Raw genomic sequence first — 18887 nt, 5'->3', positions numbered from 1 at the left:
GCGGCGCCCTGCCGCCGCTTGCCTCTCGCCACCTTGAATGCCGGTAGCCAATGAGCCTCCATCCGCAACTGCAAGCCATCACTGAGCGTGTCATCCGCCGCAGCGCCGCCTCGCGTGCCGCCTACCTGGCCGCGATCGACGCCTCCCTGCGCGAAGGCCCGTTCCGCAGCCGCCTGAGCTGCGGCAACCTCGCCCACGGATTCGCCGCCTGTGGCGGCACCGACAAGAGCCGCCTGCGCGGCGGCGTGACGCCGAACCTGGGCATCATCACCGCCTACAACGACATGCTCTCGGCGCACCAGCCGTTCGAGACCTATCCCGAGCAGATCCGCGAGATCGCCCGCGAGCTCGGTGCTACGGCACAGGTGGCCGGCGGTGTGCCGGCGATGTGCGACGGCGTCACCCAGGGCCGCGGCGGCATGGAACTGTCGCTGTTCTCGCGCGATGTGATCGCGCAGGCGACCGCGATCGGGCTCAGCCACGACATGTTCGACAGCACCGTCTACCTCGGCGTGTGCGACAAGATCGTGCCCGGCCTGCTGATCGGTGCGCTGGCCTTCGGCCACCTGCCGGCGGTGTTCGTGCCGGCCGGCCCGATGACCCCGGGCATCCCCAACAAGCAGAAGGCGGAAGTGCGCGAGCGCTATGCCGCCGGCGAAGCCACCCGCGAAGAGCTGCTGGAAGCCGAGTCCGCCTCGTACCACGGCGCCGGCACCTGCACCTTCTACGGCACCGCCAATTCCAACCAGGTGCTGCTGGAAGCGATGGGCGTGCAGCTGCCGGGCGCGTCGTTCGTCAATCCGGGCACGCCGCTGCGCGACGCGCTGACCCGCGAAGCGACCGAACGTGCACTGGACATCACCGCACTGGGCGACGACTTCCGTCCGCTGGGCCGGATCATCGACGAGCGCGCGATCATCAACGCGGTCATCGCGCTGATGGCCACCGGCGGTTCGACCAACCACACCATCCACTGGATCGCAGTGGCGCGTGCCGCCGGTATCGTGCTGACCTGGGACGATTTCGACGAACTGTCGCAGCTGATTCCGCTGCTGGCCCGCGTCTATCCGAACGGCGAGGCCGACGTGAACCGCTTCGCGGCCGCTGGCGGCCCGGCGTTCGTGTTCGGCGAGCTGATCAAGGCGGGCCTGATGCACGGCGATCTGGTCAGCGTGGCGCGCGGCGGCATGGCCGACTACGCACGCGAACCGCTGCTGCGCGATGGCCAGCTGGTCTACCTGCCGGGCCTGGAACGCAGCGCCGATGACGAAGTGGTGCGTGGCGTCGACAATCCGTTCGAGCACCAGGGCGGCCTGCGCCTGCTGCGCGGCAACCTCGGCAAGTCGCTGATCAAGCTGTCGGCGGTAAAGCCGCAGTACCGCACGATCGAAGCGCCGGCCGTGGTGGTCGATGCACCGCAGGTGCTGAACAAGCTGCACGCCGGTGGCCTGCTGCCGCAGGACTTCGTGGCGGTGGTGCGTTACCAGGGCCCGCGTGCGAACGGCATGCCGGAACTGCATTCGCTGGCGCCGCTGCTGGGCCTGCTGCAGAACCAGGGCCGGCGCGTGGCGCTGGTCACCGACGGTCGCCTGTCCGGCGCCTCGGGCAAGATTCCGGCGGCGATCCACGTGACGCCGGAAGCGGCACGCGGCGGTCCGCTGGCCAAGGTCCGCGAGGGCGACATGATCCGCCTGGATGGCGAGGCTGGCACGCTGGAAGTGCTGGTGGACGCGGCCGAATGGGCGGCACGTCCGCTGGCGCCGAACACAGCACCGGCTGCGCATGACCTGGGCCGCAACCTGTTCGCGATCAACCGTCGCGTGGTGGGTCCGGCTGATCAGGGTGCGATTTCGATTTCGTGCGGGCCGGCGGCGGCTGATGGCGGGCCGTGGGAGTACGACGCGGAATATGAGCTGGGGCACGATGCCGCAGCGGCGGCGGCGCCGCATGAGGCGAAGGACGCCTGAAGCGAAAAGCCGCGGCAGGCTTCCCGGCCTGGGCAGTAGAGCGCCCTGGCCGGGACACGCCGTAAACCCATCCATGGGGGCTCGGTCGCGGCATCCATGCCGCTCACGGTCCCGGCCAGGGCGCTCTACTGCCCTTGGACAATTCCCGGCGCGTCATTTGCGCTGCGGCCACTGAATCAAGAAGAGCAAAAGGCAAGGGCAAAAGCATGGGTATCGAACAACATCAGGTGAAGGCGGCGGAGCTGTTGCGTGCGGCGGGCATCCTGCCGGTGGTGACGATTCATACGCTGGACCAGGCGCGGGCGGTCAGTGCGGCGCTGCTGGAAGGTGGCTTGCCGGCGATCGAGCTGACCCTGCGTACGCCAGTGGCGATGGAAGCATTGGCGATGCTCAAGCGCGAGCTGCCGGACGTGGTGGTGGGTGCCGGTACGGTGCTGACCGTGGAGCAGATGCAGCAGTCGATCGATGCGGGTGCGGACTTCCTGGTGACCCCGGGTACGCCGCCGGCACTGGCTGATGCACTGGCCGCCGCACCGCTGCCGGTGGTGCCGGGTGCGGCCACCCCGACCGAGCTGCTGTCGCTCTACGCCCGCGGCTTCCGCGTGTGCAAGCTGTTCCCGGCCACGGCTGTGGGTGGCCTGGCAATGATCAAGGGACTGGCCGGCCCGGTGGCGGACCTGAAGCTGTGCCCGACCGGCGGCATCACCGAGAACACCGCCGCCGAATACCTCGAGCAGAAGAACGTGGTCTGCATCGGTGGTTCGTGGATGGTGCCGGGCAACTGGATCGCCAACGGCGAATGGGACAAGGTGCGCGCCAGCGCCGCAGACGCCGCCAAGATCATCCAGCGCGTACGCGGCCACTGAGCCCGACAAAGGTGCAGAGCCGAGCCCATGCTCGGCTCCGGCATCATCAGGGGTCAGAGCCCTTTCCCACCGGGAAAGGGATCCGACCCCGGGCGACGAGTGCGCAAAGCACGCGACCCGCTCCTGCTCTTCCTTCTTCAATTCCGCGCTGGACGCGCACGGAACCTGTCCGTGGCCCTGCGGAGGGATTGCGCAGGGGCGTAAGCGCCATGGATGGCGCGCCCGAGCCTCCAGGGATGGATTCACGGCGTCCCCTGCGCAATCCCTCCGCAGGGCCAACCCCACGAATCCTGCCGCACACCGCGAGGGGCTCAGCCGTTGGCCGAACCCCTTACAGCGGCCGTGCCGGATCCACCAACCCGTACTGGCTGGCCATCCGCGCCAGCGCGATGTTGTCGTGGATCCCCATCTTCTCGAACAACCGCGCCTTGTGCGTGTTCACCGTCTTCGCACTCAGGCTCAGGCGCCGCGCGATGTCTTCCTGGCGCAGGCCCTGGGTCAGCAACAGGGCCACCTCAAGCTCGCGCGGCGACAGGTTGTCGAACGGCGAACCATTGCCTTCCACTGTCGACAGCGCCAGATTCTGCGCGATGCTGGTGCCCAGGTAGCGACGACCGGCCGCCACATCACGCACCGCACGCAGCAGTTCCTGCGCATCGCAGCCCTTGCCGATGTAACCGGCCGCACCGGCTTCGAGCAGGCGCTTGGGCAGCGGGCCGTCTTCCAGTACCGACACGATCACCACGCGGGTATTGCGGTGGCTGCGGACGATGCGCTCGGTCACTTCCATGCCGCTCACGCCCGGCAGGTGCAGGTCGCACAGCACCACATCCGGCAGCAGCTGGCGGACTTCACGCAGCGCGTCTTCGCCGGTCTCGGCTTCGCCCACCACCTCGATGTCGGTTTCCCCCGACAGAATCATCTTCATACCGGTGCGGACCAGCGCGTGGTCATCCACCAGGTAGACTCGAATCGTCATTCATGTACCTCTTCGAATGCGGCCATTGCAGGTCAAGCTAGGCAGGGTGCCGATACCCTGCAAGCGCGTCCGGAATGCGGCATCGGCGATCTGCCTTGCGCATCACAGTACCGCGCGTTGTGCTTGCCCCCTGTCTTGCAGAACCTGCTGCAACGAAACAACTGATCTATCACGTAGACGTCCCTCAAGGGCCATCCACGTCAAACCCCCTGTGTTGGTGCTTCGCTGGCCTTCGCTGGCGGCGGGCCGTGACGTCGCCAAGGGTGCCGGCGACTGAACATGACCAGATAGCACCCTACCACCCAAACCAGCGCGGCACACCATCCGGCCAGGATGTCGGAGGGGTAATGCACCCCCAGATAGACCCGCGACACGCTTACCAGCAGGCTGAACGCGGGTGCCAGCATCAGTACCGGCCAGCGCCAACGGGTGTTCCAGGCGAGCAGTACCAAGGTCACGGCAAGGGTCATCGAACCCATCGCATGCCCGCTGGGGAAGCTGAACGTCGATTCCGGCGCGATCGATTCCCACAGGCTGGGGCGCTGCCGCTGGAAGAACTGCTTGCTGCCCATGTTCAGCAGCGCCGACCCTACGAAGCTGACCGCGACGAAGGTCGCCTCGCGCCAGCGCCGGTAGCCCAGCAGCACGCCGATGATCAGCACGTCGGCCGGGATCAGGAACCACTCGTAGCCCAGTTTCGAGATGAGCACGAAGAAGCGGTCCAGCCACGGCGAATGCAGGCCATGCATCTGCCACAGCAGGGGCGCGTCGAAATGGAACGATTCAAACTCGTGCACTTCGTCCGCCAGGGCAACAAAGCCTGCCAACGGCAGCAGCACGCCACCGAACAACAGGACCAGGCGCCAGGCGTTGCGCGCCATCCAGTGGCGGAAGCCGGAGGCGGACTCCGGTGCGGCGAGGATCGCAGGCTTATCCGGCGCTTCGGACATACGTGTGTTCGACGTAATCGTCGATCAGGGCGACGAACTCCTGGGCGATGTTGTCGCCACGCAGGGTCACCTTCTTCTCACCATCGACGAACACCGGCGCCGCAGGCGTCTCACCCGTGCCCGGCAGCGAGATGCCGATGTTGGCGTGACGCGATTCGCCCGGCCCGTTGACGATGCAGCCCATCACCGCCAGGGTCATGTTCTCCGCCCCCGGGTGGTGGATCTTCCACAGCGGCATCTTCTCGCGCACGTGGTTCTGCACCACCTTGGCCAGCTCCTGGAAGAACTCGGAGGTGGTACGGCCGCAGCCCGGGCAGGCCGTGACCAGCGGCGTGAAGGCACGCTGGCCGGTGGTCTGCAGCAGTTCCTGGGCGACGATCACTTCCTGCGTGCGCGACTGGCCCGGCTCCGGGGTCAGCGAGATGCGGATGGTGTCACCGATGCCTTCCTGCAGCAGCACGCCCAGCGCCGCGGACGATGCCACGATGCCCTTGCTGCCGATACCGGCCTCGGTCAGGCCCAGGTGCAGGGCGAAGTCGGAGCGCTGCGCCAGGTCGCGGTACACCGCGATCAGCTCCTGCACGCCACTGACCTTGGCCGACAGCACGATGCGATCGCGCGGCAGGCCCAGCTCCACCGCCTGCTCGGCCGAATCCAGCGCCGAGCGGATCAGCGCCTCGCGCAACACGCGGCCGGCGTCCCAGGGCTGTTCGCGCAGGTTGTTCTCGTCCATCAGCTTCGCCGCCAGGGCCTGGTCCAGCGAGCCCCAGTTGGCGCCGATGCGCACCGGCTTGTTGTAACGGATGGCGAATTCGATCAGCTGGGCGAACTGCAGATCCTTCTTCTTGCCGAAGCCGACGTTGCCCGGGTTGATGCGGTACTTGGCCAGTGCTTCGGCACATGCCGGTTCGGCGGTCAGCAGCTGGTGGCCGTTGTAGTGGAAATCGCCGATCAGCGGCACGTCGATGCCCATCATCGCCAGCTTGTCGACAATGCGCGGGATCGCCGCAGCGGCTTCCACGGTATTGACGGTCAGCCGCACCATCTCCGAACCGGCACGCCACAACTCGGCCACCTGCTTCACGCTGGAGGCGACGTCGGAGGTGTCGGTGTTGGTCATCGACTGCACCACAACCGGCTTGCCTCCGCCCACGGTGACTCCGCCGATCTGGACGGCATGGGTCTGGCGGCGCGGCCAGGCAGTGGCATCGGAGGGCGGAGTCGGGCGGGTGACGGCGTCGTGCATGGGCGCATTCTACCGCCCGGCCCTGCATTCGGGGTGACTCGCATTCAGCCGGCGGCACGGCTGCGGCCGATTGTCGCAGGCACGGTCACGCACGAACGCATACGATGAGCGTGAATGACCGGTCCCGACGCCCCGTTTCTCCGAACCCTGTGCAGCCTGCGCTGGCTTGCAGTAGGCGGCCAGGCCGCCACCATCCTGGTCGCCACCTGGGTGCTGGGGCTGCCGTTGCCGCAGCTGCCGCTGTGGGCCGGCGTGGCGGTGCTGGCCCTGTTCAACATCTATACCCAGCTGCGCCCGGAAGCGGCCGACACCGCACCGCTGACTGCATTCGGCCACATCCTGGTGGACGTGATCATCCTGACCTGGATGGTCGGCTGGAGCGGTGGCATGGCCAATCCGTTCAGCTCGCTGTTCCTGATCCTGATCGCACTGGCCGCATTCGCCCTGCCCCTGCGCTGGGCGCTGGCGGTCGCGCTGGCCTGCCTGCTCGGCTACGCCGCCAGCGGCATCTTCGGCCAGCCCCTGCCGGACGGCTATTTCCGCGCGCAGGACCTCAACCGCTGGGGCGTGGTCGCCAATTTCCTGATTTCCGCGGCGGTCGTACTGGCCTTCTCCACCCGCCTGGCGCTGGCGCTGCGCCAGCGCGAACTGGAACTCTCGGCCCTGCGCGAACGCTTCGCCCGCAACGAGGGCATCGTCGCTCTGGCTACCCATGCCGCCTCGGTGGCGCATGAACTGAACACGCCGCTGGCAACCATGACCCTGCTCGCCGACGACGTGGCCGAACGCAGTGAAGAGCCGGAAGTGCGCGAGGACATGGAAACCCTGCGCGAGCTGCTGGTGCAGTGCCGTGAGCGCGTGCTGGCGCTGGCCGCACCGGCCTCGGCCGATGCGCCCGGACGCAGCCATTCCAGCGCGCAGCAGGTGCTGGAGCAATGGCGCCTGGTGCGACCGACCATCGATCTGCACCGCAACGACGATGCGCCGCTGCGGCTGCCGCTCGACCCGGGCGTGGGCCACCTGCTGATGGTCCTGCTCAACAATGCCGCCGATGCCGGCGAACAGGCCGGCCGGCCGCGCGTGGACCTGGACCTGCGCATCGAAGGCGACGATCTGATCGGCGAAGTACGCGACTACGGCCACGGCTTCAACGCGCGCGCCGCGGTGCTGCCGGGCAAGCTGTTCGGCAGCAGCAAGAGTGAAGGCATGGGGGTCGGCCTGGCCCTGTCCCATGCCACGATCGAACGCCTCGACGGCGAGATGTGGATGCGCCCGGCCCAGGGGGCCGGCAGCCGCGTCGGCTTCCGCCTGCCGCTGGCCCCACGCGAGGAAACCCCATGAGCGCCTCAACCCTCGGCCTGCTGGTCGACGACGACGAACTGTACCTGCGCACCCTGCAGCGCAGCCTGGCCCGCAAGGGACTTGAAACGCAGACCGCGCAGGATGCCGCCAGCGCGCTGGCACTGGCGCGCCAGCACCCACCCGCGTTCGCCCTGATCGACCTGAAGCTGGGCAGCGATTCCGGCCTGGCGCTGATCCAGCCGCTGCGTGCGCTGCGCGCGGACATGCGCATCCTGCTGGTGACCGGCTACGCCAGCATCGCCACCGCGGTGGAAGCGATCAAGCTCGGTGCGGACGATTACCTGCCCAAGCCAGCCACGGTACCGATGATCCTTCGCGCTTTGGGCGAGGAGGATGACGGCCCGGCCGACGATGGCGAAATGGAAGTGCCCGACGCGATGACACCGATCAGCCGCCTGCAGTGGGAACACATCCAGCAGGCGATGCACGAGACCGGCGGCAACGTGTCGGCAGCCGCGCGCCTGCTCGGCATGCACCGGCGCTCGCTGCAGCGCAAGCTGGCCAAGCGGCCCAGCCCGGAACGCGACCCGAGCCGCTGAGGCACCACGCCCTTCATGGTAGTGCCGGCCGCAGGCCGGCAACCCGTCCGCTCTGGTAGTGCCGGCCGCTGGCCGGCAACCAGGTGATGCTTCAATCGTTCATGAGGTCGCCGGCCAGCGGCCGGCACTACCAGAGCCTCAGCGCTTCAGCTGCGCAAGGATCTCGCGGGTCATCGGGTCGGCAACGGCCACATCCTCGCCCTGCAGCGCCGGCAGCAGGCCGCTGGCCAGCTGCTTGCCCAGTTCGACACCGAACTGGTCGAAGGCGTTGATGTTCCAGATCACCGACTGCACGTACACGGCGTGTTCGTACATGGCGATCAGCGCACCCAGCGCCTGCGGGGTCAGCGCGTCGAGCAGGATCAGCGTGCTCGGGCGGCCGCCCGGGTAATCACGGTGCGGGTCGTCGCTGCCCTGGCCATTGGCCAGTGCTTCGGTCTGCGCCAGCAGATTGGCCAGCAGGGCCTGATGATTGATCGTGTAGGGATCGTCGTTGTGCACGCAGCCGATGAAGTCGGCCGGAACGATGCTGGTGCCCTGGTGCAGTGCCTGGAAGAAGCTGTGCTGCACATCGGTGCCCGCCCCGCCCCACCACACCGGCACGGTATCGGTGGTGACCGGCTGGCCATCACGCTGCACACGCTTGCCCAGGCTTTCCATCACCAGCTGCTGCAGGTAGGCCGGCAACAGCGCCAGGCGCTGGTCGTAGGTCATCACCGCATGCGTGGCATGGCCCAGCAGGTTGCGGTTCCAGATGTCGGTCAGGCCGTGCAGCACCGGCAGGTTGCGCTCCAGCGGTGCATCCAGCGCATGCGCATCCATCTGCGCAGCACCTTCCAGCAGCTGTTCAAAGCGATCGAAGCCGATCGCCAGCGCGATCGGGAAACCGACCGCAGACCACAGCGAATAGCGGCCGCCGACCCAATCCCACATCGGCAGCACACGATCGGCGGCGATGGCAAAGGCCTTGGCGGCACGTTCCGGATTGGCACTGACCGCGTACAGGCGATCGCTGCCACCCAGCCAGTCGTGCAGGATCTGGCCGTTGAGCAGGGTTTCCTGGGTGCCGAAGGTCTTGGAGATCAGGATGCCGGCGGTCTTGGCCGGATCCAGCGTGGCCAGCGTACGCTGCATGGCCGCGCCGTCCACGTTCGATACGAAATGCACGCGCAGGCGCGCACCGCTGACCGGACGCAGCGCGTCGGCAACCAGGCGCGGGCCAAGGTCGGAACCACCGATGCCGACACTGACTACATCGGTCACGCCACTGTCTTCCAGCGCGCGCACCAGCACGCCCATGCGCTGGCGGATCTCGCGCGCGGTGGCATAGGCCTCGGCCGCCACCGGCGCATCGACCACGTCGCCGCGCAGTGCGGTGTGCAGCGCGGCGCGACCTTCGGTCAGGTTGACCTGCTCGCCACGGAACAGGCGGGTGATGGCACCACCGACATCACGGTCGGCAGCCAGCGCCAGCAATGCCTGCAACGCCGCGGCATCGTATTTCTGCCGGGCGAAGTTGACGTACAACGGACCGACCCGCAGCGCCAGGTCCTGCACGCGGCCGGGTTCGGCGGCGAGCAGGCCGGGGATGCTTGCGCCCTTCAGGCGCTGGGCGTGGGAATGCAGCGAGTCGAATCCGTTGTTCGTTGTCATGCGGCCTGGGTCGGGATCGTGTCGTTGGTGTGGGTGATCTGGTTCTTGCCATCAACGTACACCAGCTTCGGCTTGAAGCTGTCGGCTTCCTGCTCGGTCATGCTGGCGAACGCGGCAATGATGATGATGTCACCGACCTGCACGTGGCGCGCGGCGCCACCGTTGAGCGAGACAACGCCACTGCCGGCTTCGGCGCGGATGGCATAGGTCGAGAAGCGCGCACCGTTGGTCACGTCCCAGATGTGCACCTGCTCGAACTCGCGGATGCCGGTGGCAGCCAGCAGGTTGTCATCGATGGCGATCGAGCCTTCGTAGTTCAGCTCGGAATGGGTGACGGTGGCGCGGTGGATCTTGGTCTTGAGCAGGGACAGGTGCATGGGGGCGCTGCAACGGCAAAGGAAAGAGCGGATTCTAGCACCCGCTTGGCCGTCGTCAGGGGCCTGCGGCAGGACGCTGAAGGCCGTTCAGGCGCCCTCGCCCGGCGGCGGCGCCGTGGCATGGACGGCACCGCCCTGCAGTGACAGCCTGAACACCGTATGGAAGGCCAGCCCGGAGGCCAGGCCCAGGCCCCCTGCAGCCAACACCGTCAGCCCATAGCTGATCACATCGAATGTATCCACATAGCGCAGGCGCTGCAGCAGCGGCCCATGGATCGCGCCCGGCCATTCATGGATGGCCATGGCCAGCGCGCCCAGAGCAGCCCCTGCAAGCACGAAGCGGGGCCGGCGCAGGAGCCGCCGAGATCGCGGGAGCAGCGCCATCGGCAGGAACACCGCGATGGCGCTGCAGACGCCCAGCCCGAGCATCAGTCCACCGCCGGTGAGCGCGGGCATCGGCGTGCGCCTGAATTCGAGCGCGAACAACAGGCCGCCAAACAGCTGCGCCGGCAGCCAGCACGGCCAGGATCAACACCTGCGCAAGCCGACCAGCGTCAGTGGAGGGTGTCTTCATTGCCGTTCTCCCGTCCATGGGAAGGTGCGAGGCGCCCATTGTGGGCGCCCCCGGGCCGCATGCGGCTCAGAACTCCAGGTTGTCGATCAGGCGGGTGGAGCCCAGGCGCGCGGCGATCAGCGCTACGCGGCCACCGCCATCGAACGTCGGCTCGGCCAGCTCCGGGGTGCGCAGCACCGCATAGTCAACCTGGAAACCGGCCGCCTGCAATGCCGCCGTGGCGTCGGCCTCGATGCGATCACGCGCCTGCCCGGCCACGTAGCCTTCGCGCATGCCCAGCAGGGTGCGGTGGATGGTGGTCGCGACCGGGCGCTGTTCGGCGCTCAGGTACTGGTTGCGCGAACTCTTGGCCAGGCCATCCTCGTCGCGCACGATGTCCGCGCCGACGATCTGGATCGGGAACGACAGCTCAGCCACCATCTGCCGGATCACCGCCAGCTGCTGGTAGTCCTTGCGGCCGAACACGGCCACGTCCGGCTGCACCTGCAGGAACAGGCGCGCCACCACGGTGCAGACGCCATCGAAGTGGCCCGGCCGGCTGGCGCCTTCCAGCACCTCACTGACACCCGGCGCATGCATCTGCGTGGTCTTGTCCACGCCCAGCGGGTACATCACCTCGACGCTGGGCAGCCACACCGCGTCGCAGCCGGCCTGCTCCAGTCCGGCCACGTCGGCCTCGGGCGTGCGCGGGTAGCGATTGAAATCCTCGTTGGGGCCGAACTGGGTCGGATTGACGAAAATGCTCGCCACCACCTTGTCGGCGTACTGGCGGGCCAGCGCCACCAGCGAATGGTGGCCGCCATGCAGGTTGCCCATGGTCGGCACCAGCGCCACGCGCAGGCCGTCCTGCTTCCACTGGGCGATCTGCGCGCGCAGTGCGCCGAGTTCGTTGAAGGTCTGGATCATTGGGCGTAGGCGTGCTGTTCGTCGGGGAAGCTGCCGTCGCGCACGGCGTCGGCGTAGGCGCGGGTGGCACCGGCCACCGAACCGCCTTCGGCAAGGAAGTCCTTGACGAACTTGGGACGGCGATGGCCGCTGTCCAGGCCGAGGAAGTCGTGCAGCACCAGCACCTGGCCGTCGCACTGCGGGCCGGCACCGATGCCGATGGTCGGCACATCCACCGCGGCGGTCACTTCCGCGGCGACCGGGGTCGGCACGCATTCGAGCACCATGATGCTGGCACCGGCCGCGGCCACGGCCTTGGCATCGTCGACCAGCTGGCGGGCGGCATCGCCGCGGCCCTGGATCTTGAAGCCGCCCAGGCGCAGCACCGATTGCGGGGTCAGGCCCAGATGCGCACAGACCGGAATCTCACGCTCAACCAGGTAGCGGATGATGTCGACCTTGAAGCCGGCACCTTCGATCTTGACCATCTCGGCACCGGCCTGCAGCAGCTGCAGCGAAGCATCCAGCGCGCGCTCCGGAGTGGCATCGGCGCCGAACGGCAGATCGGCCACCAGCAGCGCGCGCTGCAGCACACGGGCCACGGCGCGGGTGTGGTAGACCATGTCGGCCACGGTCACCGGCAGGGTCGAATCATGGCCCTGCACGACCATGCCCAGCGAATCGCCAATCAGGATCAGGTCGACACCATTGGCATCGAAGGTGCGGGCAAAGCCAGCGTCGTAGGCGGTCAACATGACCAGCTTCTGGCCATTGCGCTTGGCCTCGGCCAGGGCGGGAACGGTCCAGGGCTTGCTGTCTGCGTGGGTGCTCATGTGCTGATAACCGGGGGAGATAACCCGGGCATTATCACCCTATCGGCGCGATCCCGCAGGCATCCACCCGCATCACTGCATCCCGCACGCGGCCATGGCCGGGGATGGCCAGATCTGGCGCGATTTCGGCCAGCGGCACCAGCACGAAGGCACGCTCGTGCATGTAGGGGTGCGGCACCTGCAGGCCGGGCTGGTCGAGCACCTGCGCGCCATACAGCAGCAGGTCCAGGTCCAGCGCGCGCGGCCCCCAGTGCACCGCCGGATCGCGCACGCGACCAAAGCGCTGCTCCAGCGCCAGCATCGCCTGCAGCAGTTCATCGGCTGCCAGTGACGTTTCGACCGCGGCCACCGCGTTGACGAACGGTGGCTGGTCTTCATTGCCCCAGGCCGGCGTTGCGTACAGGCGCGAGGCCTGCAGCACGCGGGTCCTGGGCAGGCCGTCCAGCGCAGTGATCGCCGCGCCGACAGTCGTGGCCGCATCGCCGAGGTTGGCGCCGAGGCCGATCCACGCTGGCATCATTGCTTATTCGCCAGCTGCACCGGCCGAGGCCCCCGGGCGGCGGCGACGACGGCGACGCTTGCGCGGTGCTCCGTTCTCGTCATCGCCCTCTTCGCTGTGCATCGCGTCCAGCGAAGATTCCAGCTCGCGGCCCGACTGGGCCTGTGCCTCGCGCCAGAATTCAACATCGGCAGCGTGCTCGGCCGAGGCCACCTGGCGCAGGCTGAGGAAGTCGAACGCGGCGCGGAAGCGCGGATGGGTGAGCGTGCGGAACACGCGCTTGCGCTGGCGCGAGCTGAAACGCGACTGCAGCAGCCAGATTTCCTGCATCGGCAGCGAGAAGCGGCGCGGCAGCGCGATGGTGCTCAGCTGCTGCACGGTGACGCGGTCGGCGGCACGACGCTGCGCCTCTTCCGGCGCCACGCCCTGCTTGAGCAGGGTCGCCTGGGCGCGGCAGAACGCCGGCCACAGCAACAGCGCGAACAGGAACGCCGGCGAGACCGGCTCGTCGTTGGCCACGCGGGCATCGGTATTGGCCAGGCCCTCGACCAGCATGCGGCGCAGCGCGCCGGTGCGGTTGGACTTCAACGCCCTGGCGCTTTCCGGGAACAGCACGTCGAGCAGACCGTAGCGCTCCAGGCCTTCGAAGCTGGCCACGCCGTGCCCGGACAGGAACAGCTTCAGCACTTCCTCGAACAGGCGTGCCGGCGCGGCTTCGTTGAGCAGGCCAGCCAGCTGCGGGATCGGCGCGGCGGTGCCCTCTTCGATCTGGAAGCCGAGCTTGGCCGCCAGGCGCACGGCGCGCAGCATGCGCACCGGGTCTTCCTGGTAGCGCTGCACCGGGTCGCCGATGAGCTTCATCAGGCGCGCCTGCACGTCTTCGAAGCCGCCGGTGTAGTCACGCACCGAGAAATCCTCGATGGCGTAGTACAGGGCGTTGCAGGTGAAGTCGCGGCGGACGGCGTCGTCTTCGATGGTGCCGTACACGTTGTCGCGCACAAGCATGCCGTTTTCCATCTCGCGGTCGCCACTACCGTCATCGCTGTTGGCGCGGAAGGTGGCGACTTCGATGATCTCGCGGCCGAACACAACGTGGGCGAGGCGGAAACGGCGGCCGATCAGGCGGCAGTTGCGGAACAGCTGCTTGACCTGTTCGGGCGTGGCGTCGGTGGCCACGTCGAAATCCTTGGGTTGGCCATTGACCAGCAGGTCGCGCACCGCGCCGCCGACAAGGTAGGCGCCGAAGCCGGCATCGCGCAGGCGATAAAGCACGCGCAGGGCGTTCGGGCTGATGTCCTTGCGGGAGATCGTGTGCTGGTCGCGCGGGATGACGCGCAGGCTGAACGGTGATGTAGCAGAGGAAATGATGTTGGCGCTTCCGGTTGAAGTTTCGGGATTGCCCAATGGCATCGAGGTGCATATACTAGCGCTCCTGCCTCGGCAGCGACACAGTTACGCTCCCTTCGTCTAGTGGTTAGGACGTGGCCCTCTCAAGGCTAAAACAGGGGTTCGAGTCCCCTAGGGAGCGCCAGTCGCTGCAGCAGGAACCGAAAAAGCCCGCCTTGTGCGGGCTTTTCTGTTTTCCGGGCCTGCAATCGGCTTGAGCCGGTGGGGTCACCCAGGGCAGGACACGCCGTAAACCCATCCATGGGGGCTCGATGGCGCCATCCATGGCGCCAACGGTCCTGCCCTGGGTGACCCCACCGGCTCTGGACGGTTTCCCGCGAGCTGCGGCAACAACCGACCAGCGCTTCGCCGCATCCGCACGCACCATGAACTGTCAGGAGGGGGCAGGCCGCCCTCTCACACTCTGGACAAGCAGGCGCCAACGGAACGCAACCGAAGCCAGTCGCCGTCAGCCTTCCATCTGCTCCAGCTCCTTGCCCTTGGTCTCGCGTACGTAGCGGACCACGAAGACGATCGAGAGGATCGCCGCGACCGCGTAGATGCCATAGGCGCCGGCCAGGCCGATGCCGGCCAGCAGCATCGGGAAGGTCACGGTGATCGCGAAGTTCGAGGTCCATTGCGCCGCACCCGCCACCGCCAGCGCCGGGCCGCGGATCTGGTTGGGGAACATCTCGCCCAGCATCACCCACATCACCGGGCCCCAGGACATGTTGAAGAACACCACGTAGACGTTGGCCGCGACCAGCGCCAGCCGGCCCATGCCGTCGGACAGCTGCAGGCGACCGTCGGCCAGGCTGCCACTGGCGAACGCGACCACCATCAGCACCAGCGCCACCGACATGCCGACCGAGCCGATCCACAGCAGCGGCTTGCGCCCGATGCGGTCGATCAACAGCACCGTCAGCAGGCAGGCACCGATGCTCAGCCCACCGGACAGCACGTTGATCAACAGCGCGTCGCTTTCCGAAAAGCCGACCGCCTGCCACAGCACTGCGCCGTAGTAGAACACCACGTTGATGCCGACCAGCTGCTGGAACATGGCCAGGCCGATACCCACCCAGAGGATCGGGCGCAGCTTGCCGGTGGCCTTGTTGCGCAGGTCGCCGAAGCGCGGCTTGTGCTGGTCCTGGGCCAGGCTGGTTTCGATCTCGGCCTGCTTGGCCGCCGCCACGGTATCGCCGTACAGCCGCGCGAGCACCGCCCTCGCCTGCTGCTGGCGCCCCTTCAGGACCAGGAAGCGCGGGCTTTCCGGAATCACCAGCAACAACAGCAGGAACAGCCCCGACGGCAGCGCCTGCATCCAGAACATCCAGCGCCAGGCCTCATGACCCAGCCACAACGGCTCGGTCGACGCCCCGGCGGCGCGGGCCAGCAGGTAGTTGCTGAGGAACGCCGCGAACAGGCCGCAGATGATCGCCATCTGCTGCACTGTGGCCAGGCGCCCGCGATAGCGCGCCGAGGCCACCTCGGCGATGTAGGCCGGCGACATCACGCTGGCCGCCCCTACTGCAAAGCCGCCCAGCACGCGGGCCGCGATGAACAGCCACGAGGCGTGGGCTGCGCCGGCGCCCAGCGCCGAAACCAGGAACATCAGCGCCGACACGATCAGGACGCCGCGGCGTCCCAGGCGGTCGCCCAGCCAGCCGGCCAGGAACGCACCGATCGCGCAGCCCAGCAGCATCGAGGCGACTTCGAAACCGAGCGCCGCCTCGCTGGAGTTGAAGGCCTGGCGCAGGCCATCGACCGTGCCATTGATGACACCACTGTCGAAGCCGAACAGGAATCCACCGAGCGTGGCCACGCAGCTGATCAGGACGATGAATGCAGTGTTCTCACCGCCATGGGGTGCGATGCTGGGCTGGGCTGGTGACATTGACGCTCCTGCTGGGAAGGGGGCCGGCCACCCGACGCAGCCGGCTGACCCGCAGCGTCGCACAGGCCCCGCCCTGCCGCCAATGACTGCCACGGCCGCGCCTGCCAGACGCCCGATTTCCGCCCCGCGCCGACAGCGGGGGCCAACCTGTTCTAGAATTGGCGGGTTCAGGAATCGATCCACCCCCAGCCCATGCCCTTTGTCGTCACCGAAAACTGCATCAAGTGCAAACACACCGATTGCGTGGAAGTGTGCCCCGTGGATTGCTTCCACGAAGGCCCGAACTTCCTGGTGATCGACCCGGATGAGTGCATCGACTGCACCCTCTGCGAGCCGGAGTGCCCGGTCAATGCGATCTTCCCGGAGGACGATGTCCCCGCCGGCCAGGAAGGCTTCGTCGCCCTCAACGCCGAGCTGGCGAAGGAGTGGCCGGTGCTGACCGTGCGCAAGGACCCCCCCGCCGACGCCGGCGAATGGGATGGCAAGCCGGACAAGCTGAAGCTGCTGGAGCGCTGAGAAGCGCCCACGGCGGCAACGAAAAGGGCGCCCACGGGCGCCCTTTTCTGTTTCCCGGTGAACGCCAACCGCAAGAACCGGCATGCCAACCTCGCGATACGGCATGCCAACCTTGCGATCCGGTAGGTGCCAACCTTGGTTGGCACAGAAGCGCCGACCAAGGTCAGTTTCTACCAGAGGCAGCCCTTACTGGGCCAGCTTCGCCTTCAGCGCGGCGATCAGCTTCACCGGCGCTTCGGCGGTGGCCGGCAGGCCACGCGGGTCGACCGCGGAGATGTAGGCGCCGGCATCGACGGCGACCACGCGGACCAGGAAGTTGCTGCCTTCGTAGGCCACGTCATACGAGCCGAGCAACTGGGCGCGGCTGGCGATGGTCACGCCCTCCACGCCTTCCAGCGCGGTGCCGACCTTGGCGAAGGCTTCATCCTTGCCACCAGCAATGGTGAAACCGGTATTGCCAACGGCCGGAGCCGCGGCCGCCGGTGCTGCCGGCTTGGTGGCCGACACCAGCGCCGGCACCTTGTTGTCACCGGTGGTGGCCGGCAGGTTGAGGTCCGGCGGCACTTCCAGCGGACGCATTTCCGGGGCCAGGGCATAGTCGCCCTTGACGCCACGCTTGAAGCAGCCGGTGGTGCCGGCGGCAACGGCCACCGCAAGCAGGGCGTAGGACAGCACGCGGACAGTGGAAACGGATTGACGCATGTGAATCTCCTGGGTCAGACCAAGACGAAAGGTCAGTGGCTGGAAAGGGCTTCAAGGGCGGCGATGTCGCCGGCAAGATGGTCGGCGGCCGCGTGGTGCGGCGCCGACAGCGGCAGCAGCGGCAGGCGCAGGTCATGGCCGATGCCGATACGGCGCAGCAGCGCCTTGACCGGAATCGGGTTCGGTTCAACACCGCAGAAATCATGGAACGGCTGCAGGCGCGCATCCCAGGACTCGGTGGCTTCGTGGTCATGGGCGGCGGCCAGCTCACACATGCGGCGGTAGGCGCCGGGCAGCACGTTGGAGCCGACCGAGATCAGGCCGTCGATACCGGCCCGGATCGAACGCGCGGCCGTACCGTCGTCGCCGCTGAGCACGGCGAACTGCGGGCTGCGCAGTGCGAGCAGCGCCTGCACCCGGCCGGTGTCGCCCACCGCCTCCTTGATGCCGACGATGTTGGGGTGGCTGGCCAGTTCGGCCACGGTCTCCGGCTGCATGTCGCAACCGGTACGGCCGGGCACGTTGTACAGCACGACCGGCAACCCACCCTGGTCGGCGACCGCACGATAATGGGCAATCAGGCCGGCCTGGGTCGGCCTCACGTAAGGCGGGGTGACCACCAGTGCATGGCTGGCGCCAAGCGCGGCCGCACGACGGGTCTGTTCGATGGTTTTGGCGGTACCGGACAGGCCGGTGCCGGCCATGACCGGGATGCGGCCGCCAATGCGTTCGACCGCGCTGACCAGCAGCAGGCCGTACTCGGCATCGGTGAGGGTTGCCGCTTCGCCGGTCGAGCCGGCAACGACAACGCCATGGACGCCACCTTCCAGTTGCAGGTGCAGCAGGCGCTGCCAACCGTCGGGATCGAGGGCGCCGTCGGCCCGGAACGGGGTCGCCAGCGCGGTGATGAGGCCGGAAAGGGACAAGGACGTGCTGCTCTTGGCTGGAAAGGGAAAACGCCCGCCACAAAAGGCCGGGGGCGACCTGAATGTTACTTGCGGCGCGAAAGCACGGGCAAGTATGCTGGACACCGGTGGATCCCCGCCTCTGGCGGGCATTCAGACTAACGCATGCATTACCCGGAATCGCCTTGACCGACACCACCCCGCGCCCCGCGCCGAGCGAAAACCACCTCCTGATCAACGCCTATACGACGCATCCGGAGTCCCCCCTGCTGTCCGTCACCCGCCGCATCGCCGACAGCGGCTGCAATCTGGTGGACGCACGCCTGGCCACGGTCGGCCGCGATGTCTCGGTCACCGCCCTGGCCACCGGCTCCTGGGACTCGGTGGCCAAGCTGGAGGCGATGCTGACCCGGCTGGAGCGCGAGGAAGGCCTGAAGCTGGTCTGGTACCGCACCGCGGCCAAGCAGGCGCAGTCCAACCTGCTGCCGTACATTGTCGAAGTGATCGCCGCCGACAAGCCGGGCATCCTGTTCCAGCTGGCCGATTTCTTCGACCGCCAGGGCATCACCATCGAGAACCTGCAGAGCACGCGCTACCGCGCCATGCAGACCGGTGCGGAAATGTTCAGTGCTCAGGTCACCATCGGCGTGCCGGCCAACATGCACATCGCCGCGCTGCGCGACGATTTCCTTGAGTTCTGCGACCACCTGAACCTGGACGCGATCATGGACCCGATGAAATTCTGATTGGGAGT

General features: G+C 67.6%; 18 protein-coding genes, 1 tRNA gene and 1 pseudogene. 7 read left to right on the top strand and 13 right to left on the bottom strand.

Translation table 11 applies throughout. From position 1 onward, the window contains the following. Positions 1-50 precede the first annotated feature (50 nt). Positions 51-1967: a phosphogluconate dehydratase gene (gene edd / locus AC5P5X_RS09915; protein WP_099530210.1), complete on the top strand. Its 1917-nt coding sequence runs from the start codon at positions 51-53 to the stop codon at positions 1965-1967. A gap of 206 nt (positions 1968-2173) precedes the next feature. Continuing rightward, positions 2174-2833 (top strand): bifunctional 4-hydroxy-2-oxoglutarate aldolase/2-dehydro-3-deoxy-phosphogluconate aldolase, encoded by a 660-nt coding sequence (gene eda, locus AC5P5X_RS09910; RefSeq protein WP_005409068.1) that lies wholly within the window; start codon positions 2174-2176, stop codon positions 2831-2833. A gap of 331 nt (positions 2834-3164) precedes the next feature. On the opposite strand, the gene AC5P5X_RS09905 is transcribed toward eda, so the two are convergent. The 3 genes from AC5P5X_RS09905 to ispG form a co-directional block, all read right to left on the bottom strand. Further along, positions 3165-3812 carry a response regulator gene (locus tag AC5P5X_RS09905; RefSeq protein WP_005409067.1) on the bottom strand — a complete coding sequence of 216 codons (648 nt, stop codon included), beginning with the start codon at positions 3810-3812 and terminating at the stop codon, positions 3165-3167. A 200-nt stretch (positions 3813-4012) separates the two neighbouring features. Then, positions 4013-4762, bottom strand: a complete 750-nt coding sequence (locus tag AC5P5X_RS09900; RefSeq protein WP_005409066.1) for a phosphatase PAP2 family protein — start codon at positions 4760-4762, stop codon at positions 4013-4015. After that, positions 4743-6008, bottom strand: coding sequence for a flavodoxin-dependent (E)-4-hydroxy-3-methylbut-2-enyl-diphosphate synthase (gene ispG / locus AC5P5X_RS09895; protein WP_005409065.1), 1266 nt, complete (start codon positions 6006-6008; stop codon positions 4743-4745). The genes AC5P5X_RS09900 and ispG overlap by 20 nt, the downstream gene beginning before the upstream one ends. A gap of 114 nt (positions 6009-6122) precedes the next feature. Between ispG and AC5P5X_RS09890 the strand changes: the two genes are divergently transcribed. Both AC5P5X_RS09890 and AC5P5X_RS09885 read left to right on the top strand, forming a co-directional pair. Then, positions 6123-7349: an ATP-binding protein gene (locus AC5P5X_RS09890; protein ID WP_005412965.1), complete on the top strand. Its 1227-nt coding sequence runs from the start codon at positions 6123-6125 to the stop codon at positions 7347-7349. Continuing rightward, on the top strand, positions 7346-7909 hold the full coding sequence (locus AC5P5X_RS09885; RefSeq protein WP_005409063.1) for a response regulator transcription factor: 564 nt from the start codon (positions 7346-7348) through the stop codon (positions 7907-7909). Before AC5P5X_RS09890 ends, AC5P5X_RS09885 begins: the two co-directional genes overlap by 4 nt. A 138-nt stretch (positions 7910-8047) precedes the next feature. On the opposite strand, the gene pgi is transcribed toward AC5P5X_RS09885, so the two are convergent. The 7 genes and pseudogenes from pgi to pcnB form a co-directional block, all read right to left on the bottom strand. Then, positions 8048-9562: a glucose-6-phosphate isomerase gene (pgi, locus tag AC5P5X_RS09880; RefSeq protein ID WP_111189192.1), complete on the bottom strand. Its 1515-nt coding sequence runs from the start codon at positions 9560-9562 to the stop codon at positions 8048-8050. Next, positions 9559-9939 (bottom strand): aspartate 1-decarboxylase, encoded by a 381-nt coding sequence (gene panD, locus AC5P5X_RS09875; RefSeq protein ID WP_005409061.1) that lies wholly within the window; start codon positions 9937-9939, stop codon positions 9559-9561. The genes pgi and panD overlap by 4 nt, the downstream gene beginning before the upstream one ends. Positions 9940-10026: 87 nt before the next feature. Next, a pseudogene (locus AC5P5X_RS09870) lies at positions 10027-10513 on the bottom strand (hypothetical protein). A 66-nt stretch (positions 10514-10579) separates the two neighbouring features. Then, positions 10580-11419, bottom strand: coding sequence for a pantoate--beta-alanine ligase (panC, locus tag AC5P5X_RS09865; RefSeq protein ID WP_059033998.1), 840 nt, complete (start codon positions 11417-11419; stop codon positions 10580-10582). Beyond that, the gene (gene panB, locus AC5P5X_RS09860) at positions 11416-12231 is read right to left on the bottom strand and encodes a 3-methyl-2-oxobutanoate hydroxymethyltransferase (protein WP_059033996.1); all 816 of its coding nucleotides are present in this window, start codon (positions 12229-12231) and stop codon (positions 11416-11418) included. Before panB ends, panC begins: the two co-directional genes overlap by 4 nt. Positions 12232-12265: 34 nt before the next feature. After that, positions 12266-12751, bottom strand: a complete 486-nt coding sequence (folK, locus tag AC5P5X_RS09855; protein WP_059033994.1) for a 2-amino-4-hydroxy-6-hydroxymethyldihydropteridine diphosphokinase — start codon at positions 12749-12751, stop codon at positions 12266-12268. Between the two features lie 3 nt (positions 12752-12754). Then, positions 12755-14134 carry a polynucleotide adenylyltransferase PcnB gene (gene pcnB, locus AC5P5X_RS09850; RefSeq protein WP_032965757.1) on the bottom strand — a complete coding sequence of 460 codons (1380 nt, stop codon included), beginning with the start codon at positions 14132-14134 and terminating at the stop codon, positions 12755-12757. A gap of 52 nt (positions 14135-14186) precedes the next feature. On the opposite strand from pcnB, the gene AC5P5X_RS09845 reads away from it, so the two are divergent. After that, positions 14187-14261 (top strand) — tRNA-Glu (locus tag AC5P5X_RS09845). Positions 14262-14585: 324 nt separating this feature from the next. Here the strand turns inward: AC5P5X_RS09845 and AC5P5X_RS09840 are convergent. After that, positions 14586-16010, bottom strand: a complete 1425-nt coding sequence (locus tag AC5P5X_RS09840; RefSeq protein WP_111174232.1) for a sugar porter family MFS transporter — start codon at positions 16008-16010, stop codon at positions 14586-14588. A gap of 192 nt (positions 16011-16202) precedes the next feature. Between AC5P5X_RS09840 and fdxA the strand changes: the two genes are divergently transcribed. Beyond that, positions 16203-16526, top strand: a complete 324-nt coding sequence (fdxA, locus tag AC5P5X_RS09835) for a ferredoxin FdxA (RefSeq protein ID WP_005409054.1) — start codon at positions 16203-16205, stop codon at positions 16524-16526. Between the two features lie 186 nt (positions 16527-16712). On the opposite strand, the gene AC5P5X_RS09830 is transcribed toward fdxA, so the two are convergent. Then, positions 16713-17228: a hypothetical protein gene (locus tag AC5P5X_RS09830; protein ID WP_005409053.1), complete on the bottom strand. Its 516-nt coding sequence runs from the start codon at positions 17226-17228 to the stop codon at positions 16713-16715. Between the two features lie 32 nt (positions 17229-17260). Next, complete coding sequence (gene dapA, locus AC5P5X_RS09825) at positions 17261-18154, bottom strand: 4-hydroxy-tetrahydrodipicolinate synthase (RefSeq protein ID WP_111174231.1); 894 nt, start codon at positions 18152-18154, stop codon at positions 17261-17263. 164 nt (positions 18155-18318) lie between these two features. Between dapA and AC5P5X_RS09820 the strand changes: the two genes are divergently transcribed. Continuing rightward, complete coding sequence (locus AC5P5X_RS09820) at positions 18319-18879, top strand: glycine cleavage system transcriptional repressor (RefSeq protein ID WP_005409051.1); 561 nt, start codon at positions 18319-18321, stop codon at positions 18877-18879. The last annotated feature ends 8 nt before the right edge of the window (positions 18880-18887 follow it).

It is taken from the genome of Stenotrophomonas sp. YJH_SMC_91, from assembly GCF_059368495.1.
The sequence above is the reverse complement of the archived record's forward strand: the minus strand, read 5'-3'. Positions and strand labels throughout refer to the sequence as shown.